Raw genomic sequence first — 25211 nt, 5'->3', positions numbered from 1 at the left:
TTTTCGACAGTGATAAGGAATATTGTTTAGCCATAATAACTGCTTCCATAGGCACTACTTCCATAACTACTGCTTCCATTGCCACTACTTCCATAAACACTACTACTACCATATTCCCAATCACTATTTTCACTACTGCTGATTTTGGTACCAATATTAAAGGTGTTTATTACAGATTTAGATGGAATCTCAAGCGTTTCTCCTGTTTGTGGATCAAAAAATCGGGTTACTTTCTCGCCATTACTATTAAATCTTTCACCTTGAAACACTACAGTATGTGTTAAATTTCCGACTTGCCCCTGTCCAGCCATACTAGTGTCGTACTCTACAAGTTTATGTGCTGTGCTACCACTATAGTTGTAGCTAATGTATTCTTCGATTTTGTCCGTTGTTATTCCTACACCGGTATAATATATAATAACTGTCAGCATATTTTGCAGCGTCTGATTCAGAGTAAGAACAGCCACCACTGTCTAAATATGCGATACATCTCCAAAAGCAGTCGTTCTTATATCCTCCGACAATACTTCTTAAAAGTTCTCCATCAATAACTGACATTTCAGCCTGTATCAAATCAAAATCCAACCTTCTTAATTTTCTTTCTTTTCTCATAATATTGATTTTTTAGCTCCAATAACATTACCAGACATTTATTCTTGGCTTATTTTCAGTTGTTTATAATTTGCTTTTTAAATGTATTTGTAATTGTGTTCAGTAAGTATCTTAGTTTACATATGCTCTATCTTGTAGCGATACTTCTAATTAAGATCTTCGAAACCACGATATACAAAGCATTTTTGAGAACGAATTTTATCTTTTCTTGCTACCTCTAATGACAGCGATATACAAATATAAACATTTTTTTGAGATCTCGTCAATCTGTTTGTATGTTCATAAACATAGTCTGAAAATTTCTTTTCTATTTTAAAAGGGATTTTTTGCAATAAAAAAGATCACACATGCAGTATTACTCGTGAAGGCGTTTCATTTCACGACATTAGCTATGCAGCCGATAAAATAGGGCTGCGATCAATATCCGTCACCGCTTCTATTGATGAACTCCTTTCTTGTATTGTCCGTTGGAATGATGACCATTTAATTGTTGTGTATAAGACTTCAAAGACTAAAATATATGTTCCCAACCCTGCCAAAGGTCTGATTTCGTATACTTACGATGAATTCAAAGATAAATGGTATAAAATATAGCATTGGCATACTAATGATTCGGAGTTAGATGGTTCGTTTAAAGCAGATACAAACTCATAAAAAAAACGAAAGATTCAAGAGTTTTGAAAATATTTTAGGTTACTTTTATTTTACAAAAATCTTTTTGAATTCTCTTTTTCATCATGTTTATCGTTACCATCCTGCAAGCTTTTCTTCCTTTTATATCTAAAACGATCATCGGAATTCAAGTCCAATTCGTTAATTTTATCTACAATATCATCAATTCTCAAATGATCAATATATAATATAGGCGCCTTGTTATTCGGGAAATACCGAAGTTAATAATAAAGTAACGGTCTATTAAGTTGTTTTACTTATAAGATCAATATACTATTGAGGTTGTATCAGATCGTTTTTCGTACATAGTCCCATCATTTCACGTAGGTGAACTATTGGTTCATGTACGAAATCCGAATGCTTCATGTACATGAAACGAGAGTATACATCGTATATAATAGATTAATACAGCTTCGTTTTCATATTAATGTTATTAGCTTATCTACTTAATATTGTGCCGAAAGAACCTTGAAAAGCGGTTTTATTAGAGGAAAAATAGACTAAAAACATGAATATTCGATAAAAATACTCTTTCTTGAGGTTTGTGGGAAACAGTATTATTTATATGATTTGTGATTGGTTATCAGATTATTAAGTAACTAATCGTGGAACTTAAAGTGATAATAGAAAAGCGAAAAAAGACTATTGTCACTAATTGACTATTGATAATTAGAACTTTACGTTGAAAAAGTGACAAATGATAATTAAATGGACCTTTAAAAACGTATAGATGGAAAGGCTGAAAAGAATGATGAATTGTTAGGAAAAGAATCTGCTATTGTGCGTTTTAGCACTTAAAATGTGAGAAAATGCACATGCTTTCTCTATTCTTTAATTAGATAATATGTTGATAATGATATGATTATCTGTTTGGCGTGATTTTTGATACTTTATGAATAAGTTTGGCTGTTCGTTTGCCAAACATTTCTCTCATAAATTAAATTCGACAAATGGAGTACAGGTGTCAAACTGATACAAATGTCGGACTATTCTATTAATTGTTTTTGTAAAAAAATGCTCTGCAAGATTCAATCTTCGCAGAGCATTTTTTTATTGTTATAAGGTTAGGTTTATTGTTTCACTTTGATAATGTCATAATTTAGATCGCTCACAGCTTCTTGCAGACTGTCATTTACCAAACGCAAGGTTGTGTCATTGACAATAACAAAATACATAGGAGCATCACCGTTCTGCGGAGTCAATTTAATAGCAGTCTTTGGCTGTTTGTTCACAATCTTATGAACGGTTTGTTGTTTACCTTTCGAAGTAAAGGTTTTATCTTTTCCTTCTCCTTCTGCGTCAAGGTAAGTCATATCCAGGGAGTAAACAGTGTCCACCCCGTCAGTAGCAGCGTTCAAAGTCAGTACATAATCGATACCCGGACCGTCAGCAGCAGGAAGTGTGCCTTCAAAAACTTCCGTCACTTCTGTGATCGGAGGCATTGCAAGTGCAAGACTGTCTGCTTCTGCCTCTACGGCTTTGTTTGCTTTTGACTGGCAAGATGCCAAAGCAGCTACAACAGCTGCTAACATAATTACTTTTTTCATCGTTAAGTGCTTTAAGTTAATATAAATATAGTGAGCTAGTGCTCGGTTTATTGTTTTTAAATATCCTTTTCATCTTCCCGTTTGATGACCAGCAGTTTGTCTACTCGGCCACGGTCCATATCCACTATTTCAAATTGCAGATTCTGGTAGGTAAAGATATCTCCGGCTTTCGGGATACGTCCTATTAAAAACATTGCCAATCCACCAAGAGTAGTAAAGTCTTCGTCTTCCAGGTCTTCATAAGATAAAATTCCCATCTCTTCCATGAAGTCCTTAATGTTCATAGAGGCTTCCACCAACATCGAACCGTCTTGTCTTCTGACGATATCTTCTTCTTCCGTATCATCTTCTTCAAGAATGTCTCCGAAAATACTTTCAGTCAGATCGTGCAAGGTAATAATACCTTCCGTACTACCATACTCGTTTACAACAACTCCGAACTTATTTTTGTTCTTCTTGAATAGCTCTAAAATTTTATTTGCATATAAACTTTCTGGAATAAACAATGGAGGACGAGCTATTTCACATAAGTTGAAGACCTTTTTATTGCCTACCATCAAAATAATATCTTTAACGGATACAACACCGATAATTTCATCTTTTCGTTCGTCCACTAACAGATATTTACTGTAATGCTCTTCTTCGTAATATCACGATATTTTATAACTAATTGTATATCAGATATTATATTAAATCGTTTAAGGCTTACGCAACAAAGCTGCAACAAAAATATCATAAAATGTTGCGCGTGTATTTGACGTATATGTTCAGCCAGTTAAAATCAAACTCTGAGAGTATGATATGTTAATTCACCATTTTTAACCTATGCCGTTTATCTGGCATTTGATGAAGCAGACTTACCTCTCTCATGAGCGAAAATTATCTGGCAGCACTGGCAGATAAATATGTGGCAAAGTTACAAATTACCTGTCAGATTAGCCGCCTTTGCTATTAACAAGATATTGCAAAAATTATCCGGCATCCTTGCCAGATAATCATCTGACAGAAAAAGCCGAAAATGCACACATTGGAAGAATAAAACAGACTGTCCATGTTGCCATAATACATCGCAAAACAGACTGTTAAACAAGGATTTGCGTGTTTGTTTGCAGATTCTTTTCGCATTAACTTTGCACTGACAAATCGAATCGGAAGCAACCACAACCGACAAAAAACAAATTAAATTATAAAATAACGACTATGTGTAAAACAGAACAAAAACCGAACGAAACCGCCCTGCTCCGAAAGGTGGTGGACGGACTGAAACAGGAGCTGGAGAGAGTCAAGAACGTGGTTTACGCCTCAAAGGAGGTTCTGAATCTGGAGGAAGCCGCCATGTTCTTAGGCATTTCCAAAAGTTCGCTCTACAAAATGACACACAATCAGGTCATCCCGTACTTTAAGCCCAACAACAAGATGGTGTATTTTGAGAAGTCCGAACTCCTGAAATGGCTCAGGCAGAATCCTGTCGCCTCACAGGGGCAGATTTCAGAGGAAGCACATACCATCATGCGTAATCTCGCCAAAAATGATTAGTTCCCTTTCTTCAAACACAGACACAATCCGTATATGACTGAAAGCGAAAATCCACACCTGTCTTTTGACAATCTACCCCGGTCGGTGGCAGAACTCCATGAGAAGATAGACCGCCTGACCGGAATGTTCGAGCAGATCATTTCCTCAACCGCCGTCACTCCCTTGCCGGAAATAATGACAGTTGAGGACGTGTCTGCCATGCTCTGCAAGTCCGTTTCCACCATCTATGCGATGACTTCCGAACACAGGATTCCATATCGCAAACAGGGCAACAAACTCTATTTTCTTCGTTCCGAAATCCAATCGTGGCTTATGGATGCTGTTGTACCCAAAGATACTCCGAAGCGCAGACGAAAGCCGCAGGATGATGAAATTTCTACAGATAATGAACGGCAACCGGAGAGCAAGCCGGACAAAAGTCCAAGTGAAAACAGCGCAATTTCCGCACAAATTTCCTCGGAAAATGTTGATGGGGATAACGGCAAAGTCACCGCCCCGGAGTGTGAGAGCAAACCGTATTCCATCGAAAGCCGGACACATTCAAGAAGCGGATCGACCATCTTTGCCGTGCTTTTCTCAAAGGAAATTGAAGCTGCCGGAGAGCGGAAGTTTGTGCAGACGGCACGGGATTTCAACGGCTATTGGAGCGATTTCGGCAAGGGCGGCTATATCTTCAACTTGCAGCAGGAGGCCGAAAACTTTGCAAAAGCGATAAGAGGGAAAGAAGAAACAGACCGAATATCACCCAACAACCGTTATCGGGAAATGACGGCTTGACCGCAACTTATACGGAGGGAGAACTGCCAACCGTGCAGGGCGAACAGACCTCATTTGATGGTAATACCTCTTATAAGTAAATGGCAGACATGACAGAGAGAGGCGTTTTTACAGGGGAATGTTTTAGGGCTGGCAAGTTTATGTTTTCGTCCACGAAAACCACGCCGCAAGCGGCGACCCGGTCACACCGGAAACGGCTAAGCCCCAATCTCAGCCCTAAAACATCATCCCAATTATAACCGATAACAACAGGCGTATGACAGACAACGAAAATTCACATAAAGGCGGCAGACCAAAATCCGCAAAGGGCAAGGCTCGGACAAAGACCATATCCACACGGCTCACACTTGCCGAGTGGAAGGCGGTCATGAAACGGATAGCCGATGCCGGGAAGAAGCCGTCGCACTTCCTGCGCGAACTGTTGCTGCAAGGAAAAGTCGAGGCGGCACGGACACAGGAGGACAGGAGGCAAATAAGGATGCTGGAAGGAGGATGCAACAACCTGAACCAACTGGCGAAGCTGGCACACCAACAGGGCTTTTCTCTTTTGAAAGGCAAAATCATAAACTTGCTGGACGAGTTCAATAAAATCATTGAGAGGATATGATGGGCGACTTGAAGAAACGGGCAAGTTTTGCCAGAGTGGTGAACTACGTGAACAACCCGAAGAAGGCACGGCTCATAGACAGCAAGGACGTGAGACTTGATGACAACACCACCATCGCAAGGAGTATGCAGGGACAGGCGGACGACAAGCCGGGGCGCAAACTGAAAAATCCGGTGTATCATATCTCGCTGGACTTCGCACACGAGGACGCACCCAAGCTGACAGATGCTCTGATGGTCGAAATCGCCCGTGAGTATATGCGGCGCATGGGCATTGTGAACACCCAATATATAGTGAGCCGCCATACCGACAGGGAACACCAGCATCTGCACATCGTGGCGAACAGGGTGGACAATGACGGGAAGACCGTCAGCGACAGCAACGATGATGTGCGAAACGTGAAGGTATGCAAGGCTCTCACGAGGGAATACGGGCTGCACTTCTCCAAGGGTAAGATGAACGTGAAACGTGACCGCCTGCGTGGGAAGGACAAGGTGAAATACCAAATCTATGACGCTATCAAGGCGGCATTACCCTATTGTAACTGCTGGTCGGATTTGTGTGATAGGTTGGCAAAACAAGGCATCGGAGCGAATTTCAAATACAATAGAAATGAAGGTAAAATCATCGGAGTGTCGTTCACGAAAGATGAAACCTCGTTCAGCGGCTCACGGATAGATCGGAGCATGAGTTTTTATAAGCTGGACAGGCTGTTCGGAAGCCGTATTGCCGAGGGGCTGGAATGGCAACCCCGTGTACCGGGCAGCGGCTTTGACGGACGGACACAGCCGACCCGGCAGGATGTAGCATCAGGCAGCTATGCGGCAGGTACTTTTATAGGACAGCCGTCACTGACCGGAGCGGAAGCGGACGGCAACGGTGGCAATCCTGCTGAATCCGGCTCGAACATCGTTCAAGTAACCATCGGCGCACTCATGGAGCTGTGCGTACAGCCGCACCAAGCCAAGGTTTCATCCGGCGGAGGCGGTGGAGGAAACGAAAGCGGCTGGGGCGATAACGACAATGAGAAGAACAAATATAAACCAAAAAAGAGAGGAAGATGAAAGACAACTTACAGAACATAGCCGACCTTATCGGGGCATTGGCGGAGGACATCGAGGCAATCAAAAAGAAACTGGATGCAAAGGACAGCCCGGACAAGGACGAGACATTGAAAAGGCTGGAAGCGAAACTGGAGCCTGTTATACAGTTCTTCAATGGCAATGCACCGGAAAATGTCAATGCCATTTTCGGAAGCAAGGAAGCCATCGAGGAATACAAGCAATCAATAGGTGATGAAACGGTAGCAAGTCTGCGGTTATATACCGAAGCCAACGAGAAGGATATGCGCAAGCATGGTGTTCCCACTATTAAGGAACAGCTCAACAAGATACTGGAGTTGCTGACAAATCATATAGAGAATGACAGTCAGGCATCGGAAAAGGTGCAGTCAAAACAAGATATTATGCGGGAACTGTGGCAGGCAATTCGCCGGAATAAAGCGTTAAATACAATAAGGCAGTTATGGAGCAAAGTTCCCGATGGCTGGCACAAGAATCCTTACGCATGGACTGGCATAGGCTGTACACTTGTATTCTTTGCCCTGTTTGCTATCAGTTGGGTACGATGGCATGAATACCGGGAAGAAAACAGGCGGTTAAGGACGGTTGCAGACAAGCACCAAGTGACCACGGTCATGCTCAATGAACTACACCCAGAACTGGCGGTGACCGTCGGGGCTTACGAGAAACTGACAGAAACGGTCGGTGCAGATTCGACTTTGACCATATTCTGGGAACAGGTCAAAGCCGTTAGAAAGGAATCCAAGAATCGAAGCAAATAAATTAAGAAAAAACAAGAAAGTTGTTTATATTTTGCATGTTACCTAACTTTTCTTAGATAAAGGAGTGTGTTTTTCCAATTTATTTTTGTAATTTTGCATTTGGATTGAGGAAACTCTATCCAAATTAAATTAAAATAAGAGGCGTTATGTCTTCATCCTGCGTGTACAAAGCCTAGGAAACTTCCACACGTTGAACAGGAGAAGGTGTAATGGTCTCCACGCATATAGCGTGGGGCTGTTATTCCCACATCTGTTCACATGGTTTCCTAGCACCAGTACACAAGGACGTGGCATACAGTTCCACGCTTCTACGTTTACATAAACATTTAATTAAAATGGCGGAAAAGGGACTGTGAGGCCACAAAAACAAGTATGAGAAAGATTAAGTTCCTTTTTTTGCTCTTGCTACTTTCTCCTATTTATGCTCATGGTCAATCCGATAATGGGCATTGGAAAAGAAAGTACTTTAACATTGGTTTTGTCAATACAACCATGGAGCAGGATGGCATGCCTAAACTTAAAAGTAATTATGGGGCATCATTTACTCTTGGAAAAACATTCTACTTACACAAAAAAGCAGTGGCAAATTTGATGAAATTTGGAATAGATGCAACTTGGATTGATTTGACTTACACCAATTATGATGTTAAATATATCACTTATTGGGATGAAAAAAAATATCAAATTCATGAAGCAGAGTTTGCTATGCAGGTAGGCCCATCGATAACAATAAATCCTATATCCAAGCTTAGCATCTTAGGATATTTTCGTTATGCGCCTTCGTATTCTTGCTATTATGCGAATGAAAAGTTTGGAGGTGCTTATGCCTCATATTGGGTCGGAGGATGTTCTGTCTCATACGACATAATCGGTCTTGGCATAGAAACTCGTTTTGGAAATGGAAAATTCGATAATATACTGCCTATAGGCGACAGCGAATTATCAGGTAAAGTTCCTGTAAATACAAATGGTTTTAGAGCATTTTTAACATTTAAATTCTAGCATAATGAAATTTATGAAATTGTTTCAAGCTCTTGTGGTTCTATTGTTTGTGACCGCATGCAATACCAATGTCATTGATGAAACCATTGGTACTCCTTCTGATATGAAGGAAAATTCAACAACAAAAGTAAAAATAGAAGTTGCCACTTCGGCCTTAAATACTTCAGAAGGCAAGTTTTCTATCAATACCCTCTTAGAAACAACACCTGTTTCAGAAACGGAGTGTGAGATACAATCTGTCTATAATGATTTACCGCAATTGTATTTTGTAACGGATGCAAACGAAAACATAATTCTTTTGTCTCGGAAATGTATCTCAAAAGATGACAAGGTTGTCATCAACGAAGAAACGACCGCATTGGCTTTAGCAACATTAAATCCATTGTTTGTAGGTACAACCAAAAACGATTTTAACAAGATAGAAGCCTTGATAAAATCTACAGTTGCTTATAATTCATATTTAGATATTGTAAAGCAAACAATTGATCGGCAAGAAAGTATTTTTGATGACAATAACACAGAATTATTGGTTGCTCTTAATGATGTTTTGGAAGAAGTGTGTTCTAATATAAATATTGAAGAACACAATAGTCGTTCAATATTTACTAGAGCATCTAATATTGTTGGAATAAATCCAGATCCTGTTTCCGTGCAAACATCCGGAATTGATGTTATAGTGAGAAATAAAGGTTTGATACCTACATATGAATGCCAAGTTTATCATGGCGCAAGATTAATTGATTCCAAGTTGATCGAATCGCATAAGGCTTACGGCTTTTTAGATCTTTTTTCAACAGAAGAGGATATAGTATATGGTGAACCACAAACGTTTACCCTCGCAAATGATGGAGAATATAGATTCTATCTTGATAGGACTACAGATAAAGCAATAAATGATTTTTCTCGTCGTATGTGGGGAGATGTTTTATCAATGGTAGGCTTGTATAATTCTGGTGCCATTTTAGAAAATTCAGCAGCAGCAATAGGAGCAATAGGTGCTTTGTTGGTAAATCCTGATACTGATTTTACAGATGTTTTAAAGGCTGTATCTGGTCTTGCTATTAATATAGGCATAGGCATGAAATGGGAAATGGCTGGGGCTGTTTTGACAAAAATAAATGTCGTTTATAATGTCCTAAAAGGATTTAGTAATGAAATGTCTCGTGCTGTATTGGGATTTACAGCACCTTATTTTATTGATTTTTGTTTGTGTTCTTACAATTATTCCATCACCTCATGTACAGAAACGGAAATAGAAAAAATTAGCGGGGATGATCAAGAAGGATTTGCCGAACAACGCCTATTGCTTCCATTGACTGTTTCAACAAAAGTTTTTGCAGATGATGGAACGGAATTGGAAAGAAGTACATATCAAAAAGTTAAGTTTGAAGTGGTTTCTGGTGGCGGTAGCGTTAGCCGCGAAATTGTAGGTACAGAAGCTGGATCAAATTTAGCTTCTACATACTGGACTATAGGAAAAGAGGGCGAACAAAAAGTAAAAGCTGTTATTGTAGATATGGTTACAGGAGTTGAAGTGTCTGAACCTGTATTTTTTACTGCAAGAATTCGAGAAAATGCAGATTTAACAGTACGTTTAGATTGGAACAAATTGAGTGGAAATACAGATATTGATTTACATGTTACCGATCCTTACGGAGAAGAAATCGCTTATTATAATATGCGTTCTCAATCTGGTGGCTGGCTAGATCGAGATGATGTTATAGGTCCGGGACCAGAACATATTTGTTGGACAGAAGCACCGTCTGGAGCTTATTTGGTACAAGTTCACTATTTTGGTAGTGAAACACAAGCAGTTACTAATTATACCGTAACTATTAATGCAAATGGTCAAAATTATGGACCATTCACAGGCTCGATAGGTTATCACCAATTAGTAACAATTGGAGTTTTGAATCTGCCTGATGGAACATTTACACGTTCTTCTGCTTCTGGAGCAAACTTTGAGAGGAAATATGAAGTAAAAGACAACATTTCATACCCCTTCAAAAAATGAAAAATTGAACATGCTATTTAAAAATAGATAAAGAGCCATATCTGATTATTTGCAGATATGGCTCTTTGTGCTTAAATTCTAATAGGTAAAGTATTTCATGTTACTTGATTTGAAAATATTTCGAAATCCGGTTTACCGCCTCAATTTTAGTTCCCATAACTACATCGGCATAGACTTGTGTAGAGTTTATGCTTGTATGTCCGAGTAACTTGCCGACTGTGTATAAGTCGCCCCCGGCAGCCAATGACAGCGTAGCCATTGAATGCCTACTCGTATGGAAACTGACATTCTTTTCTATCCCTGCAGCAACAGCCATCTTTTTAAGACATCTGTCACAGGCACTAAGGCAGGTCATGTCAAAAACCTTTTCTCCCGGCTTGCAGCCGTTTCTATCCGGCAACCAATTCAAAGCAGACTGGTTCAAGGGTATCGTTACCTGTTTCCCTGTCTTTTGCATGGATTGAATTGAAACAACCAGTCCATCATTGATCTGTTTTATATTCCGCCATGTCAGTGCGGAAACATCGCTGTACCGCAATCCGGTAAAGCAGCAGAACAGGAAAGCCCGTTTGGTGGTCTCATTGGTAGTCGGAGCCTCAATAAGCGCAAGCAGTTCCTCTTTCGTGAGATACTCCCTTTCAGACTGTTGTTTGGCTATCCGCTCGTGCCTGCCCAATGCATAGAAAGGATTTTTATCCATCACTCCCTCTTTTACCGCAGCATTGAGCATTCGTACCAGTGTACTCTGATGCAGATGCAGCGTGTGGAGTGACATATCCTTTGGATTGTCGGGCGATTTGGTGTTCTTGTAGGTGTTCTTCATGAAGTCAAGCAGTCCCACAATAAACTTCTTGTCGATTTTCGACATCAGGAAACGGGGTCTGCGGTGGTATTTCAAATACTCCTTTATTATATTGACACAGGAGCGGTAGTTACGGTACGTTGCCGGAGAATAGGACGGATTGCGTCTAATCCCTTCGATATGGCTGTCAAGCCAATCCACAAAAATACGTTTGGGCAGTTGTTTTGAATTGCCGTTGTCTGCCTCCGTTTCGTCCTCGTCAATGCCGAGCATCCGCTTTGACTTTATCTCATTCGCCTTTGCCATAGCCGCCTCGTTGAGCCGTCTTGCATCGGGTGCATCATCCGGCACAAGAAACAGGTTCAGGTACTCGCTCCACCTTTTCCCCTTCTCATAGAAATCGAGGTATATAGAGCGGCTTCCCGTTTTCAATGTCCGTGTCCGTATCGTTATTTTCATCTGTTTCCCTCCGTTTGTGGTTGTTTTGAAAAGAAGTCATCCACAAGATTAACCGTTTCCACTTTCTTTTGATCCACAATCTTTGCATAGATGGCGGTCGTGTTCACGTTGGCATGACCGAGCAGCTTCGATGTGGTGTATATGTCCGCACCGAGTGTCAGTAGCATGGTTGCGCAGGTGTGCCTGCTGCAATGGTAGGTTATGTGTTTGGTTATCTGTGCGTTCTGCATCCACTTCTCTATGTTGCGTTCAATGTTCGATGCTCCAGTCGGCAAGGTGAAAATCGGTTCTTCGGGATTTTCTTTTGGATTCAGGCAATCGACAGCCTCTTTTGACAACGGCACGTTTACCAGCTTTTGGGTCTTCTGCATCTTTATCCTTACATATAAGGTCTTGCCATCGGGGGCTTTGACAATCTTTCCCCATGTCAGTGACCGCACATCGCTAAGGCGGAGTCCGGTGAAGCAGGAGAACAGGAAGGCACGTTTCACGTCCTCATGGGGGCAGGGCGCAGCCATCGCCGCTTTCATTTCCTCCAACGTGAGATATTCCCTCATGCTTTCGGTAGGTTGATACTTCTCTTTTGAACTGATGGACTTCAGCGGATTTGCCGACAGTATGCCGTCACGCACGGCTTTGTTCAGCGCACCGTTCAGAACTGCCTGATGGTGATGCGCCGCACCGTTACTGATGACACTGCCATCCTTACGCACCCCGTTCTTCGCATAGCGCAGAAAGTCGATGAAGCCACGGCAGAAATCCACATCCACGTTTGCCAAGACAATATCCGGGCAGTTGGCTTCTTTTAGATACGTTTCGATTTTCAGCCGCAGGTCACGTCTGCCTTTGAGGGTGGATGTAGAAAAACCGAATTTCTCCTGCTCATACTCCTTAAGGAAATCCACAAGCGTTATACACGACCGTTTCACCTTGTCCCACTGGCGCACACCGTGGTTCTGCAGTGCAAGGATGCGCTCGGCTTTGATTTTCTCAGCAACCTGCCTTACATGGTTGTTCTGCTGGCGGTCTATCGGTGTCGATTCGGGAACAAGGTACAATCCGAGAGATTCAACCTTGCGTACCCCCTTTACATAGACATCGAGATACAAGCTCATGTTTCCGTTAGCCAACTTTCGCTGACGGATGCGGACAGGTTCTTTCACCTTTTGTACTTTCTTCGGTCGTGCCATGATTCTCCTTTTCTTATATTTTTCTTTTCACAGGCAGATTTATTCCTGTTTTTACGCTGCAAAATTACCAAAATTTTCCGTGATACGCAACAAATACGCAACAAAATATCATTAAAACTGTTGCTTGATATGATTTCTTAGATAAAATCGGAAAGGTGGATAAAGCACTAATCTACAATATATTCTACCACTTTTATTTCTTTTTATACGATTATTCTTTCCTTGTAATAAGCCTATACTTCGATGGTTTTCATTACTTTCTCCTGAGAATCATCGGGATGAAGTATGACTAAATCTCTGCGATGGGTCATTAATTCATTAGCACGTTTGTCCGAGAAACGAAATACATCACGCAACATTTCTGTCTCTTCTTTGTCAATCACTCCTTGTTCAGAACTTTGGTGGAGGATCATTTTGATTTCTTCCTGTGTCATTGGGCGTTCTTCGTTCTTAACACCGATGATTTTGTTCAGCAAACGGGTCGATACACTGAGTAACCAGACAAACGGGTAAGATACTTTTGTTAGCAGTATCATGACCGGGCTGAATAATGTTGCATAGCGTTCCGGATTGCTGAGGGCAATTGATTTGGGAACTAGTTCGCCAATGATGAGTGATAGGTAAGTAATGATAGCCACTGTAGTAACCATTGCCAGGTTGCGGGCATATGCCTCTGCTCCGGGAATTATTGAAAAGAGAGGCACAAGATCGTCTGCAATGGCTACGCCACCATAGGCACCGGATACAATACCGATAAGAGTAATACCAATCTGAATTGTAGATAAGAACTTTTCGGGTTCTTCTAATTGTTTTAAAACACCGCGGGCAGATTTGTTTCCTCTACTAGCGAGGGTTTCAAGACGAGCTTTACTTGAAGATACTAAGGCTATTTCGTACATGGCAAAGATACCATTAAGTACGAGTAAAAGAATAATGATTAAAAATTCCATAAATGGAGTTAAATGGTTAATGCGCCGAATTTACATGAAATCATGACAAGATACAAATATGTACCGTTATATTAATGAATTTTTAATAATACGGCTGTTGAACCTTTTGACAAATACTTCTTGATATAATAGAAACTTTATTAAGTAATGCATCCTGATTTATTGGAAATATACGAAAGTCTCCATCAGCCAGAACGTAAGTGAAGGTTTCCTTTCTCTTGATATTAAAGCGAAGAAGAGATGCTACATTACTCTTCGCATGACAGAAACTCTATTGATGACTATTTTGATATATTACTTGGCGTAAGTAGCAGCTTTTGCCTTTGCTCGTTCTATACGTTTCATGGTGTCCGGATGAGAAGAAAACATCTTTTGCAAATAGGAAGCTTTGGGAGCACCAGCAGACAGTTCTTCCAATTTGGTTAGTGCCTTGGACATGGCATAAGGTCGATATTGTTCTTTACACAAAATTCAACGCCGTAGTCGTCAGCTTCATTTTCTTGCTTCTGAGAAAACTGAGCACTGGATAAATTATCAGCTATTGTTCCTAGCTGAGATTCGGTTAATTTGGCGAGTTTTTCACTAATTATGCCTGCTGCATTTTTTACGGCAGAACGAATATACGCATTCTTCATAGCATCTTTGGAATCAGTGTGAATTACATGACCGATTTCGTGACCTACTACTGCCATGACTTCTTCATCTGTCATGGCATCCATGAGTCCGGCACAAATCCGAACACTACCGTCTCCGCAAGCAAAGGCATTTACATCTGCTACTTCGTATACTCCGAAGTTCACTTGTAAACCATCTACCTCTTTAATATTTCCGGTAAGTCTCTCCAATCGTTGACCATATTCACTGTCTGGTTTTGTCAGCTTATTTATAGAATCCATCCATACCATATATTCTTTGCTTATTTTGATAAGATCCGCATCTGATAAAGTAATTGCTTGTACAGCGTCTTTTCCAGCTTGGAGTGCTTTGCCAATTTTCTTAAATTGGGCGGCTGCTTCAAAACTATTCAAGCTCAGGAGTAACAGGGTCAGTAGTGCAATTTGTTTTTTCATTTTTAGTGATTTTTTGATTTGTAATATATGTATAGTCGCATTAATATTCAAAAGTAATACCCAAAGTAGGTAATAATGTGCCACTTTCTTGTTTGATGGCTTTCATGATGTAACGTTGCTCATTTACGGGAGCCTCGGGATTCGCTATCTTTCCAGTACTCATCAGCACATCTGCTTGTTTCAATTTGCTGGCTGTGATATTTTGCAGATCAATATAGAAACCCAGCATACAACGTTTCAGATAGAATGTTTTGTCTATACGAATATCTACTTGAGTGAAGGCGGGTAATCGTTCCTTATTATATTGGTTATAGTCATAATAAGGTTTACCTTGGGCATTCCAGGCAGTTACCAGTGATGATTTGTCAGCATCGTATGAAGTATAGGGAGTTCCGCCAATGCAACTTACTTTCATACCAAAACTCCATTGGTGAGGAAAGTAGTAAGTACCTCGTAGGTTAAAGATGAAGCGATTGTCCCATGCAGATGCAATGTATTCACTTTCTTTACTGTTACGATATTCACTTTTAAAGAGAGTGAGGGATGAGGCTAAATTCAATTTTTGTGCGATTAACCATTTTATTAATAGCTCTGCTCCGTATGAACGCCCTTGGGCAGTAGAAGTCAGAAGTTCGTTACCAATTACACCATAATCGTTTCCTTTACAGGCCAAGGGAATATTATCTACTATTGAAAGTGGGATTTTATCATAATTTTTATAGAATCCTTCGAGGGAAGCTTCAAAAGTGTCTCCCTTTCGCCAGGTGATTCCCAGGCTTTGCTGGCTGACTTTCATGTGTTGAAGTGTATATTTATTGGCAAATTGTCCATTGCTGTTCTTAAAACCAAGAGCGGTGTAAGGAGGAAGCTGGTAATAGAGTCCGGCATTTCCACTTAAAGCCCAATGATCGGTCAATTGATAGGAGAGAGACAAACGGGGCGATAACTGATTGGAGAGATCTTTCATTGCTGACGAATAATTATTAGCGTCAGTTCTTAATCCTAAAGAAGCTGTGAAATGATCATCTGTTGAAGTGTAATTAAAGGTTCCGAAAATTCCCCAACGCATTATTCCTAGATATGTATGATAATCGAACGTTTGTGCACGATCGATATATACTTGTTGGAAAGTAGTGTTAGTATATTGGCTATAATCCAAATTAACACCAAGTTTAATTCTCCAGTTGCCAAAGGATGAACTATTTTCGAAACGTAATTTAGTTTCTTGTTCAGTAGAACGCAGTCGGAGCATTAAATTATCCGGATTACTTTCATCATTTTGAAGATATTTGGTATTACGGTTATTCATGTAACTATGACTCACTACGACCGATTGTATATGTGCACCCGCATAATGACGGTAAACAGTTCCTAAAGTGAAAGTACTTTGTTCTATTTTGGGAAGATAACTCAAAATGTATTCGTTATCCTCATTATCTGCCTTGGTATTTAACTTCATCTTATCGATTCCACCTAATCCTAACACAATTAGTTCATTTTGAGCATTAAACCGGGTTTTTATCTTGAATTGTGCATCAGTAAAAGTTGGTAGGAAAGGGAGTCCTAACATATCAAACAGAAATTGCAGGTAAGATTGTCGTACTGATACCAGATACGATGTTTTTTTGCCAAGATGACCGTTGGAGGCTAAAGAGACTTCGGAAGCCCGAGAGTGGCTTTCACAGAATTACGTTCCATGTCGCCATCCCGTAATTTAAAATCGAGCACCGAGCTGAGGGCATTTCCTTTATCGGCAGGGAAGGCACCGGTATAGAAATTTACTTCACGAATCAAGTCTGCATTTAAAATACCTACCGGACCACCGGAAGCTCCTTGCGTACTGAAATGATTGATATTGGGAATTTCTACTCCATCAAGATAGAAACGGTTCTCGGACGGAGATCCGCCACGTACAATCAGGTCATTGCGATAACCTATCGGCGAGAAAGAAACTCCCGGATAAGATTGAACGATTCGGGAAATATCCCGATTGGCTCCCGGACTTTTTTCTATTTCCTGTAAACCAATGATTCGTAGGCTGACAGGGCTTTCCACATCACGTCGGAAAGGTGATGTAGTGACTGTTACTCCATCGAGTTCGGTCAGATTCTCTTCCATCTCTATAGAGATATTCAGATTTTTGGTTGATAAGATATATTCAGGAGTCGTTACACTTTTGTATCCGATTGCGGTAGCTTGTAAACGATAGATACCCGGTGGAACTTTCTCAATGGTGAAATGTCCTTCTGCATCGGTGACAGCACCTAGATTCAAACCAGTGATCATTACATTAATGAATTCCAACGGCCCACGACTATTTTTGTCAATCACAGTTCCTTTCACCTGATGGATAGGTTGGGCAGAAAGTAGATTGATTGCTGTGCAGAAAAGTAACAAGAGTGCCGAAAGTCTTTTCATAATGCTATTGTAGTTTAGTAAATGCAAAGTTAGTTGAATTTTGTTTTATCATCTCATTTTTATATCTTATTTTTGTGCAAACGATAAAACTTGTTCGCTATGAAAACAGTAAGATTAATTACTTGCAATGATGCGATGACAGCTCATATTCTTCAGGGAGCATTAGAAAATGAAGGTGTAGAATCTGTTTTGCACAATGAAAATTTCTCTTCTCTTTATAGATGTTTCGTGCAGAATATATCGGGAGTAGATATATTCGTTATGGAAGAAGACTATGGAAGGGCAGTTCAAATATTAAAAGATAATCAGAGCTGGCCTGAAGATTTGAGATATTGTCCTTATTGCGGTTCATCGGACATTAAGTTTGTGCTGAAGAAAAATACTCGTGGACGTGCAATAAGTGCGGCAATTATTTGTGCGTATGCGTGTGTGCCTCCTGGAAATAGTTATTAGGAATATGTTTGTAAACAATGTCATCGGGTGTTTGAAATCCCAGCTTCTAAAGTCTTACCCTCGAAGGAGGAACAGAAGAATAATCTAAAATTATATATGTAAAGATGAAAAGATTTCTATTAATTTCCTTATTATTAGCTTTGGTAGCTCCTTCTTTTGCAGCCAAGGTAGATACTTTATTAGTTAAAAGCCCATCTATGAATAAAGATGTTCAGGTGGTAGTTGTAACTCCGGATGTTGCAATGGGGAATAAGGCTGTGGCTTGTCCGGTTATTTATTTACTTCATGGTTTTGGGGGCAATGCTACAACATGGGTCAGCATTAAACCGAATCTTCCTCAGATAGCAGATGAGAAGGGTATTATATTTGTTTGTCCGGATGGTAAGACAAGCTGGTATTGGGATTGTCCGAAGAATCCGTCATTTCGTTACGAAACATTTGTTTCATCAGAATTAGTAAAGTATATTGATGAGCATTATAAAACGATTGCTGACCGGAAGGGACGTGCAATCACCGGACTTAGCATGGGTGGACATGGAGGTATGTGGAACGGTATTCGCCATAAAGATACATTTGGCGCCTGTGGTAGTACCAGTGGAGGAGTTGATATTCGTCCATTTCCAAAGAATTGGGATATGGCAGTTCAATTAGGTGACTACGACTCTAATAAGGAGATTTGGGATACTCATACTGTAATCAATCAGATTGATAAGTTGCAGAATGGTGACTTAGCTATTATTTTCGACTGTGGAGAAGCCGATTTCTTTATCAATGTAAATAAGGACTTACATAATCGTTTGTTAGAGCATAAGATAGATCATGACTTTATCACTCGTCCGGGAGGGCATACTAGTGAATATTGGAATAATTCTATCGATTATCAGATTCTCTTTTTTGATAAGTTCTTTAAGAAGTAACTCTGGTTAATAAAAGATTGAGATAAAATAAAAAAGGTAAGAATAGTTGAGTCTGTTCTTACCTTTTTTATTTAGTACTTATACAATTAAATCTTCTGTTAGGAAAGATGAAAAGTGGATAGTCTAAGAATAATAGTAAAATAAAGAACTTTTTAAATATATATTTATGATTAAAAGTTTGTATATTTCATATTGAGTTAATATCTTTGATTTTACAATATACTTTTTGGGTTATTTGTTATTCAGTTATTTAATTTTGATATATTGAAAATATTTGATGGAGGATATGTTATTGTAGATTACTTTTGATAAGGCTGAGATTTTATTAATCTTTAAATATATACTAGTATGAGAATCTTTGGTCTAATTTTTCTAAGCATTATTTTATGCTTGAGTGTAGGATTTGTTTCATGCGATGATGAACAAGGGGGTGGGCTTGAACAAAGTTCGATTGATATTGCCTCAAAGGCAAAAGTTCGATCTGTGAGTTATATCCCTGAATGTTGGGATGGGAAAAATCAGTTGCCTGCACCTTATGAATATCAAACGAGTTATTGGGATCATCCTTATAGTTCGGATGTAGTAGATACTTGTCAGTATTATTTTAGCTTTGTTTATTCATGGGGAACTGCTTATGATTTGCAATATTATGATCGTTTGCAACTGCAATATAGATTTGCTCCGGACAAATACGAAGATTATCATGATATGGAAAGGATACCTGAATCAGAGTGGCATAACATTGGTGAAAAATATCCAAAAGAACTATATCCGGGAGGAATTATAAAAAGAAAAGATTCTAGGTGTGAACTTAATATTGATGCACATCATTTACCTAAAGCTAAATTAAATATTCGATATCGGTTATTGCATTGTCAATATCCTGGTGTTTGGCCATCGGATACTATTTATAATAAAATTCTATTTACAGAATGGAGAACTGTTTTTTTGGGTTATAATGTTGTTGATAATATCTATGGTTATACATCAACAGGTTATTTATATTTTCATGTAAATTTTCCAACGGATGGAAGAGAATATACTTATTCTGTTTTTGTAGATAGTGAACAATTAATGAATAAAGAGAATGGAGTATATACTTGCAAGAAAAATAGAAAACAAGGTAGATATGAGATTTCTGCAATGATGCATGCGGTAATAGGCGTTAATTCAATTTATAAAAGTGGAAGAATTGAGGGGACGTATAACGAAAATTCGAGTGATATTTATGTGAATTTTACTCCTGAACACTTTCAATATTAATATAAATTTTTAGGTATTATACTTTGTGCAATAAGGAGAAGATATCTTTTGATATGATTTATAGCTTTCCGATAATTAATATTTTTATAATAATCTCTGCCGAACTAGATATGTTGCTTATAATTCGGCAGAGTCTTTTTTAGATAGCAATAATATATGAGTTTATACGTATGCTCTTAAAATAGTTCTCGGATACAATATACAAAGATTGAATATGTCTTTAATAATGTTATGGTGATAATTATAGGAACTAATTGAGACTATAGCTGACTGATACAGTACGAAGATTGGGATAATAGTTATAGGAGTCTCTATCAGGATAAGTGGTTTGACTATGTATTTGAGTTAAGTTCCCTTCTTTATTAACTTGGTAGGTATAAGTTGTATATTCGCTGTCATTTCCTTCCGGAGTAGTACGATCTGTAAAGTGGTGAGGTGCTTTTCCTAATAATCCGGCATAAAGAGCTCAGTATGCAATGTAAATGGATATGTTTCTAGTAAACTTAAACAGGGAATGTAATATTGCGAACTTTGTTCACCGGGTTTATAAAGGATTTTATTACTTATATCATTTATGTGAGAAGTGACTGATTCCAAGTTATCTGCGTTGTAGGTTAATGTTATTGTAGAATAGAGCTTGCCATTTATATTTTCAATGACTTCCGTCAGATATCCATCTGCAGAATAGGCAAACTTATATTCACGTTGTTGGATATCCGATTCGTTGTATATACATTGACTAGCATATCCTTCAGCATTTAAAGTATAGGTTAAAGTGGTCATTTCAGTAGCGACGGTTACCTTCTTGTCAGAATAAATAAGATTAACTTCATAATTAATTTCGCTTTCGAGTACGGTTTGACGGACAGTGTGTTGCATCAATCGACCTTGATCGTATAGAAACTTTTCAGTCTTGGTTACCGGATATGAATCACTTGTCATAACTTCATTTAAAGTGATGATTCGTTGGTTATTTGTAGAATTCTCATCATTGTCATCCGAACAACTGACTACTCCTAATAGGACACATAATAATATAATGACCTTTTTCATTTAAGTTGTAATCCTCTGATAAATTTCCTGCTGGCAGGACTGCTTACACTCTTTTCTATTTTAATGCTTTTACTAGAGGTCGTATCCGTCTCTGGCTCGTCCGGATCTGTTGGTGGATAGGTACCTTCTAATACTCCGATAGCTACACTCAACAATGCTTCTTTGGGATCGCCAAAAGGTAAGAATGTAGAATAATCTGTTGAAGAACTAACGGAATAATGAGGTTGGAATCCTCCGCTAAAAGTATCATGTTCCGAGTTATATACGGTACATACAACGGGATTAACTGCCCAAGGAAACTCTTCATTAATAAATTTTTCTGTAGCTACATTCTGCCCTTTCGTAGAACTGCCGATTCCAATTAGCTTTTGTATTTTGTTATTTAAGTTATTCATTAACATTTCCGGTGCTCCAGCTGTTTCTCCGCTGATTAATACAATCAGAGTGTTCAGATCAAGATTCTTTCCATTCTTAAGAAGTTGTTGATCGAAAGTTAAAGTTGCATCCTTATCTATATTCTTGTCATTATATTCTAAGAAAGTCATCTTCTGATCCAAGTAATAAGAAGGAGCAAGAATAGTGCTTAATAACTGTACACAGTCTAGGGTTCCTCCTGCATTGTAGCGAAGGTCAAGAATTACTTTATTAATATTCTCTTGAGCAAGTTCAGCTGACCATTCACGTAATTCGTTGTTATATTTTTCCGGATCATCTTTCGTGCCGGCCGTAAAACTGTTGTACATAAGATACCCCACCTTTCCTGTACTTAAATCAAGTATTTTAGATTTATGGAAAGGATTATCTTCTACTATTTGGGCTGCACCCATTTTTAAAGTGATATCATTAGGAACTACCTTATGTACTGGCTCCGGTTCTTCTTCCCCTTCTTCTACTTCAGGAATTACTTCTTTCCAAACTCCCATAACCAAGTCTCTAGCCTGAGTACCTTGCAGTAATGCTGTTTCATATTTTTTGCTGATATATGATGTATCCACTTTCATAATCCAGTTACCTCGTTGTAATCCGGCTTTTTCTGCCGGTGAGCCGGGGATAACATAGGTGACCAGTGCATTGTAAGCAGTGTCAATGTCCTGACTACGAACTAATGAATAGTCGAACCCATAAGTAGGTAGCGGAGTTTCCATAACAGAATCTACAAAAGAGTAACTGTCATTACTTGCTTTTACTTTAGCTAAAAAACCGGCCGGGGCTAAAAACAGGTTTACATCATCGTAAGAAGGCATGCTCCCATACCACAGATAGTTCTGTTGCATAATATCGTACATCCAGGAGTCCAAAGCAGTTTGGTGGGCATATTCCGGCCAGCGGTCTACGCCACAAGAGATAAAACCACTGATAAATGCGATAATCAGTGCAGGTATGAGGATTATCTTTCTTAAATTCATCATTATAAAAAGCTTTTCAGTGCGCAAATGTAGGAAATACTTTGCTTATCTACCACATTTATGGTATAAAAATGCCTTCAATATGTGATAGGCTGTTAGCGAATCTTCTTTTACCTTTGCAACATCAAAGTTTACAATAGATATTAACTCTAAATATAGAAAACAGATGGAACCCAAGAAATTACATTTTGAAACACTACAAATTCATGTAGGACAAGAAACACCTGATCTCGCAACAGATGCGCGTGCTGTCCCCATTTATCAAACAACGTCATATGTATTTCGTGATTCGGCACATGCAGCTGCACGTTTTGGCTTGCAGGATCCGGGAAATATTTATGGGCGCCTGACTAACTCTACCCAGGATGTATTCGAAAAACGAGTAGCCGCTCTTGAGGGTGGAGTAGCTGCGTTGGCTGTGGCTTCCGGTGCGGCAGCTATAACTTATGCCTTTGAAAACATTACTCGTGCCGGCGATCACATTGTGGCTGCTAAAACAATTTATGGTGGTACATACAATCTGTTGGCACATACATTGCCTACTTACGGAGTAACTACTACTTTCGTAAATCCTTCTGATCTTGAGAACTTTGAGAAAGCAATTCAAGAGAATACAAAAGCTGTTTTTATAGAAACATTCGGTAATCCGAACTGTAATCTGATTGATATCAAAGCAGTGGCTGAAGTCGCTCATCGCCATCATATTCCTTTGATTATTGATAATACTTTCGGTACTCCTTTTTTGATTCGTCCGATTGAGCATGGTGCTGATATTGTAGTACATTCTGCAACTAAGTTTATCGGTGGTCATGGAACTTCATTAGGAGGTGTAATTGTCGATTCCGGAAAATTTGATTGGGTAGCATCCGGAAAATTTCCACAATTGACAGAACCGGATCCGAGTTATCATGGAGTACGTTTTGTGGATGCGGCAGGTCCTGCAGCTTATGCTATCAGAATCCGTGCTGTTTTGCTTCGTGATACGGGTGCAGCCATTAGCCCTTTCAATGCTTTCATTCTTCTGCAAGGTTTGGAGACTTTGTCATTGCGTTTAGAACGTCATGTGTTCAATGCCTTGAGAGTGGTAAACTATTTGAAGAATCATCCGAAAGTAGCAGTTGTAAATCACCCATCTCTACCAGAACATCCTGACCATGCTTTATATCAGAAGTATTTTCCTAATGGGGCAGGTTCTATTTTCACTTTCGAAATAAAAGGAGGAAAAGAAGAAGCTCATAAAGTGATCGACAGTCTCGAGATCTTCTCTTTGCTGGCTAATGTAGCCGATGTAAAATCACTTGTAATTCATCCGGCAACGACTACCCACTCTCAGTTGAATGAAGCAGAACTTGCCGAACAAGGAATCAAACAAAGTACCATTCGTCTATCTATCGGTACAGAGCATATTGATGATATTATTGCGGATTTAGATCAGGCTTTGTCGAAGATTTGATGGGATGAAATGTTGGATAAAATTATATCCAGGAGGTTCCTAATCAAAAACCTGTTGATGAACGTTATAAAAGCAAGATGAAATTGGAACTAAAATGGAACATAATAAAAGTATAGCTGTATTATTATCAGGAGGTGTAGACAGTTCGGTTGTCGTACACCTTCTTTGTGAACAAGGATTTAAGCCCGAACTATTCTATATTAAGATTGGTATGGATGGTGTGGAGTATATGGATTGCTCGGCAGAGGAAGATATTGAATTGGCGACTACGACTGCCCGCAAATATGGCTTATCTTTACAAATTGTTGATTTACATCGTGAATATTGGAAGAGTGTCGCTACTTATGCAATTGATAAGATCCGGAAAGGATTGACTCCTAATCCGGACGTTATGTGTAATAAACTCATTAAGTTTGGATGTTTCGAACAACGGGTAGGGAAGGATTTCGATTTCACAGCTACCGGACATTATGCCACTACAGTACAGCGTGATGGTAAAGTTTGGTTGGGAACAGCAAAGGATATTGTAAAAGATCAGACTGATTTTCTAGCACAAATCGATTATTTACAGGTTTCCAAACTTATGTTTCCCCTTGGAGGATTAATGAAGAAAGAGGTACGTGAAATAGCTCAAAAAGCAGGATTACCTAGTGCTAAAAGAAAAGACAGTCAGGGGATTTGCTTTCTAGGCAAGATTAATTATAATGATTTCGTCCGTCGTTTCATGGGAGAAAAGGAGGGAGCGATTATTGAGTTGGAAACAGGGAAAAAGTTAGGTACACATTATGGCTACTGGTTTTATACCATCGGACAACGTAAAGGTTTGGGGCTGAGTGGCGGTCCTTGGTTTGTGATAAAAAAAGATATTCAGGATAATGTGATTTACGTATCTCATGGATATGGAGTTGAAACACAGTATGGCAATGAATTCCGAATGGGTGACTTTCACTTTATTACGGATAATCCCTGGAATCTGGCAGAGAAGGAAATAGAAATAACTTTTAAGGTTCGTCATACTCCTGAATTCACACAGGGAAAATTAATACAAGAGGATGATGGTCTCCTCAGAGTTTTGTCTTCTGAAAAGATACAAGGTATTGCTCCGGGACAGTTCGGAACTATCTATGATACGAAGTCGGAGATATGTATTGGTAGTGGAGAGATAAA

Annotated in this window: 19 protein-coding genes and 5 pseudogenes; 13 read left to right on the top strand and 11 right to left on the bottom strand. The window is 39.3% G+C overall.

The features are described 5' to 3' along the window. Positions 1-26 precede the first annotated feature (26 nt). Positions 27-467 carry a hypothetical protein gene (locus JCM17102_RS17555; RefSeq protein ID WP_136498329.1) on the bottom strand — a complete coding sequence of 147 codons (441 nt, stop codon included), beginning with the start codon at positions 465-467 and terminating at the stop codon, positions 27-29. A 454-nt stretch (positions 468-921) separates the two neighbouring features. Between JCM17102_RS17555 and JCM17102_RS32565 the strand changes: the two genes are divergently transcribed. Continuing rightward, positions 922-1206 carry a cysteine peptidase family C39 domain-containing protein gene (locus JCM17102_RS32565; protein WP_081800234.1) on the top strand — a complete coding sequence of 95 codons (285 nt, stop codon included), beginning with the start codon at positions 922-924 and terminating at the stop codon, positions 1204-1206. 1148 nt (positions 1207-2354) lie between these two features. Here the strand turns inward: JCM17102_RS32565 and JCM17102_RS17545 are convergent. Both JCM17102_RS17545 and JCM17102_RS17540 read right to left on the bottom strand, forming a co-directional pair. Beyond that, complete coding sequence (locus tag JCM17102_RS17545) at positions 2355-2831, bottom strand: copper resistance protein NlpE N-terminal domain-containing protein (RefSeq protein ID WP_025076093.1); 477 nt, start codon at positions 2829-2831, stop codon at positions 2355-2357. Positions 2832-2887: 56 nt separating this feature from the next. Continuing rightward, positions 2888-3475: pseudogene (locus tag JCM17102_RS17540) on the bottom strand (transporter associated domain-containing protein); the annotation flags it as partial. A gap of 556 nt (positions 3476-4031) precedes the next feature. Between JCM17102_RS17540 and JCM17102_RS17535 the strand changes: the two are divergent. After that, positions 4032-4367 (top strand): helix-turn-helix domain-containing protein, encoded by a 336-nt coding sequence (locus tag JCM17102_RS17535; RefSeq protein WP_025076091.1) that lies wholly within the window; start codon positions 4032-4034, stop codon positions 4365-4367. Here JCM17102_RS17535 and JCM17102_RS31905 read toward each other — a convergent pair. Continuing rightward, a complete protein-coding gene (locus tag JCM17102_RS31905; protein WP_275564421.1) occupies positions 4364-4567 on the bottom strand; it encodes a hypothetical protein in 204 nt (67 codons plus the stop codon). The genes JCM17102_RS17535 and JCM17102_RS31905 overlap by 4 nt on opposite strands. Between JCM17102_RS31905 and JCM17102_RS29180 the strand changes: the two genes are divergently transcribed. The 6 genes from JCM17102_RS29180 (at position 4566) to JCM17102_RS29175 (ending at position 10610) form a co-directional block, all read left to right on the top strand. Then, on the top strand, positions 4566-5144 hold the full coding sequence (locus JCM17102_RS29180; RefSeq protein WP_275564420.1) for a helix-turn-helix domain-containing protein: 579 nt from the start codon (positions 4566-4568) through the stop codon (positions 5142-5144). The two genes, JCM17102_RS31905 and JCM17102_RS29180, sit on opposite strands and share 2 nt — an antisense overlap. A 256-nt stretch (positions 5145-5400) precedes the next feature. Further along, positions 5401-5751 (top strand): plasmid mobilization protein, encoded by a 351-nt coding sequence (locus JCM17102_RS17525; protein WP_025076089.1) that lies wholly within the window; start codon positions 5401-5403, stop codon positions 5749-5751. Next, a complete protein-coding gene (locus JCM17102_RS17520) occupies positions 5748-6815 on the top strand; it encodes a relaxase/mobilization nuclease domain-containing protein (RefSeq protein ID WP_025076088.1) in 1068 nt (355 codons plus the stop codon). The genes JCM17102_RS17525 and JCM17102_RS17520 overlap by 4 nt, the downstream gene beginning before the upstream one ends. Further along, a complete protein-coding gene (locus JCM17102_RS17515; protein WP_025076087.1) occupies positions 6812-7594 on the top strand; it encodes a hypothetical protein in 783 nt (260 codons plus the stop codon). Before JCM17102_RS17520 ends, JCM17102_RS17515 begins: the two co-directional genes overlap by 4 nt. A 372-nt stretch (positions 7595-7966) precedes the next feature. Further along, positions 7967-8596: a hypothetical protein gene (locus JCM17102_RS17510; protein ID WP_033887030.1), complete on the top strand. Its 630-nt coding sequence runs from the start codon at positions 7967-7969 to the stop codon at positions 8594-8596. Between the two features lie 4 nt (positions 8597-8600). Next, positions 8601-10610, top strand: coding sequence for a YfaP family protein (locus JCM17102_RS29175; protein ID WP_025076085.1), 2010 nt, complete (start codon positions 8601-8603; stop codon positions 10608-10610). Positions 10611-10710: 100 nt separating this feature from the next. Here the strand turns inward: JCM17102_RS29175 and JCM17102_RS17500 are convergent, their stop codons facing one another. The 5 genes and pseudogenes from JCM17102_RS17500 to JCM17102_RS28240 form a co-directional block, all read right to left on the bottom strand. Beyond that, positions 10711-11871, bottom strand: coding sequence for a site-specific integrase (locus tag JCM17102_RS17500; RefSeq protein ID WP_025076084.1), 1161 nt, complete (start codon positions 11869-11871; stop codon positions 10711-10713). Beyond that, a complete protein-coding gene (locus JCM17102_RS17495) occupies positions 11868-13061 on the bottom strand; it encodes a site-specific integrase (protein ID WP_025076083.1) in 1194 nt (397 codons plus the stop codon). The genes JCM17102_RS17500 and JCM17102_RS17495 overlap by 4 nt, the downstream gene beginning before the upstream one ends. A gap of 239 nt (positions 13062-13300) precedes the next feature. Beyond that, a pseudogene (locus JCM17102_RS28250) lies at positions 13301-14011 on the bottom strand (hemolysin family protein); the annotation flags it as partial. A 294-nt stretch (positions 14012-14305) separates the two neighbouring features. Beyond that, positions 14306-15081, bottom strand: a pseudogene (locus JCM17102_RS28245) (M48 family metallopeptidase). Between the two features lie 40 nt (positions 15082-15121). Continuing rightward, positions 15122-17499 (bottom strand): annotated as a pseudogene (locus JCM17102_RS28240) (TonB-dependent receptor). A 99-nt stretch (positions 17500-17598) separates the two neighbouring features. Here JCM17102_RS28240 and JCM17102_RS28235 point away from each other — a divergent pair. From JCM17102_RS28235 to JCM17102_RS17465, 3 genes and pseudogenes are all read left to right on the top strand, one after another. Next, positions 17599-18054, top strand: a pseudogene (locus JCM17102_RS28235) (putative signal transducing protein). Positions 18055-18056: 2 nt separating this feature from the next. After that, on the top strand, positions 18057-18869 hold the full coding sequence (locus JCM17102_RS17470; RefSeq protein WP_025076082.1) for an alpha/beta hydrolase: 813 nt from the start codon (positions 18057-18059) through the stop codon (positions 18867-18869). 348 nt (positions 18870-19217) lie between these two features. After that, positions 19218-20132: a hypothetical protein gene (locus tag JCM17102_RS17465; protein WP_136498327.1), complete on the top strand. Its 915-nt coding sequence runs from the start codon at positions 19218-19220 to the stop codon at positions 20130-20132. 444 nt (positions 20133-20576) lie between these two features. On the opposite strand, the gene JCM17102_RS28230 is transcribed toward JCM17102_RS17465, so the two are convergent. Both JCM17102_RS28230 and JCM17102_RS17455 read right to left on the bottom strand, forming a co-directional pair. Then, positions 20577-21185 (bottom strand): DUF4595 domain-containing protein, encoded by a 609-nt coding sequence (locus tag JCM17102_RS28230; protein WP_275564419.1) that lies wholly within the window; start codon positions 21183-21185, stop codon positions 20577-20579. After that, positions 21182-22594: a S41 family peptidase gene (locus JCM17102_RS17455; RefSeq protein ID WP_033887029.1), complete on the bottom strand. Its 1413-nt coding sequence runs from the start codon at positions 22592-22594 to the stop codon at positions 21182-21184. The genes JCM17102_RS28230 and JCM17102_RS17455 overlap by 4 nt, the downstream gene beginning before the upstream one ends. 163 nt (positions 22595-22757) lie before the next feature. Between JCM17102_RS17455 and JCM17102_RS17450 the strand changes: the two genes are divergently transcribed. Continuing rightward, on the top strand, positions 22758-24044 hold the full coding sequence (locus tag JCM17102_RS17450) for an O-acetylhomoserine aminocarboxypropyltransferase/cysteine synthase family protein (RefSeq protein ID WP_025076079.1): 1287 nt from the start codon (positions 22758-22760) through the stop codon (positions 24042-24044). A 94-nt stretch (positions 24045-24138) separates the two neighbouring features. After that, on the top strand, positions 24139-25211 hold a 1073-nt coding region (gene mnmA / locus JCM17102_RS17445; RefSeq protein WP_033887028.1), incomplete at its 3' end, for a tRNA 2-thiouridine(34) synthase MnmA.

The organism is Bacteroides faecichinchillae JCM 17102 (assembly GCF_000614145.1).
Taxonomy (GTDB): domain Bacteria; phylum Bacteroidota; class Bacteroidia; order Bacteroidales; family Bacteroidaceae; genus Bacteroides; species Bacteroides faecichinchillae.
This window is presented reverse-complemented; position numbering and strand designations above follow the sequence as displayed.

Excerpts from the sequence above, each read along its gene's own strand:
- JCM17102_RS17450 (WP_025076079.1), top strand. The coding sequence starts at position 22,758 with ATGGAACCCAAGAAATTACATTTTGAAACACTACAAATTCATGTAGGA.
- JCM17102_RS17535 (WP_025076091.1), top strand. The coding sequence starts at position 4,032 with ATGTGTAAAACAGAACAAAAACCGAACGAAACCGCCCTGCTCCGAAAG.
- JCM17102_RS17525 (WP_025076089.1), top strand. The coding sequence starts at position 5,401 with ATGACAGACAACGAAAATTCACATAAAGGCGGCAGACCAAAATCCGCA.
- JCM17102_RS17520 (WP_025076088.1), top strand. The coding sequence starts at position 5,748 with ATGATGGGCGACTTGAAGAAACGGGCAAGTTTTGCCAGAGTGGTGAAC.
- JCM17102_RS17470 (WP_025076082.1), top strand. The coding sequence starts at position 18,057 with ATGAAAAGATTTCTATTAATTTCCTTATTATTAGCTTTGGTAGCTCCT.
- JCM17102_RS17510 (WP_033887030.1), top strand. The coding sequence starts at position 7,967 with ATGAGAAAGATTAAGTTCCTTTTTTTGCTCTTGCTACTTTCTCCTATT.
- JCM17102_RS17455 (WP_033887029.1), bottom strand. The coding sequence starts at position 22,594 with ATGATGAATTTAAGAAAGATAATCCTCATACCTGCACTGATTATCGCA.
- JCM17102_RS29175 (WP_025076085.1), top strand. The coding sequence starts at position 8,601 with ATGAAATTTATGAAATTGTTTCAAGCTCTTGTGGTTCTATTGTTTGTG.
- JCM17102_RS17545 (WP_025076093.1), bottom strand. The coding sequence starts at position 2,831 with ATGAAAAAAGTAATTATGTTAGCAGCTGTTGTAGCTGCTTTGGCATCT.
- JCM17102_RS17465 (WP_136498327.1), top strand. The coding sequence starts at position 19,218 with ATGAGAATCTTTGGTCTAATTTTTCTAAGCATTATTTTATGCTTGAGT.
- JCM17102_RS31905 (WP_275564421.1), bottom strand. The coding sequence starts at position 4,567 with ATGGCAGACACGTCCTCAACTGTCATTATTTCCGGCAAGGGAGTGACG.
- JCM17102_RS17495 (WP_025076083.1), bottom strand. The coding sequence starts at position 13,061 with ATGGCACGACCGAAGAAAGTACAAAAGGTGAAAGAACCTGTCCGCATC.
- JCM17102_RS29180 (WP_275564420.1), top strand. The coding sequence starts at position 4,566 with ATGCTCTGCAAGTCCGTTTCCACCATCTATGCGATGACTTCCGAACAC.
- JCM17102_RS28230 (WP_275564419.1), bottom strand. The coding sequence starts at position 21,185 with ATGAAAAAGGTCATTATATTATTATGTGTCCTATTAGGAGTAGTCAGT.
- JCM17102_RS17500 (WP_025076084.1), bottom strand. The coding sequence starts at position 11,871 with ATGAAAATAACGATACGGACACGGACATTGAAAACGGGAAGCCGCTCT.
- JCM17102_RS17515 (WP_025076087.1), top strand. The coding sequence starts at position 6,812 with ATGAAAGACAACTTACAGAACATAGCCGACCTTATCGGGGCATTGGCG.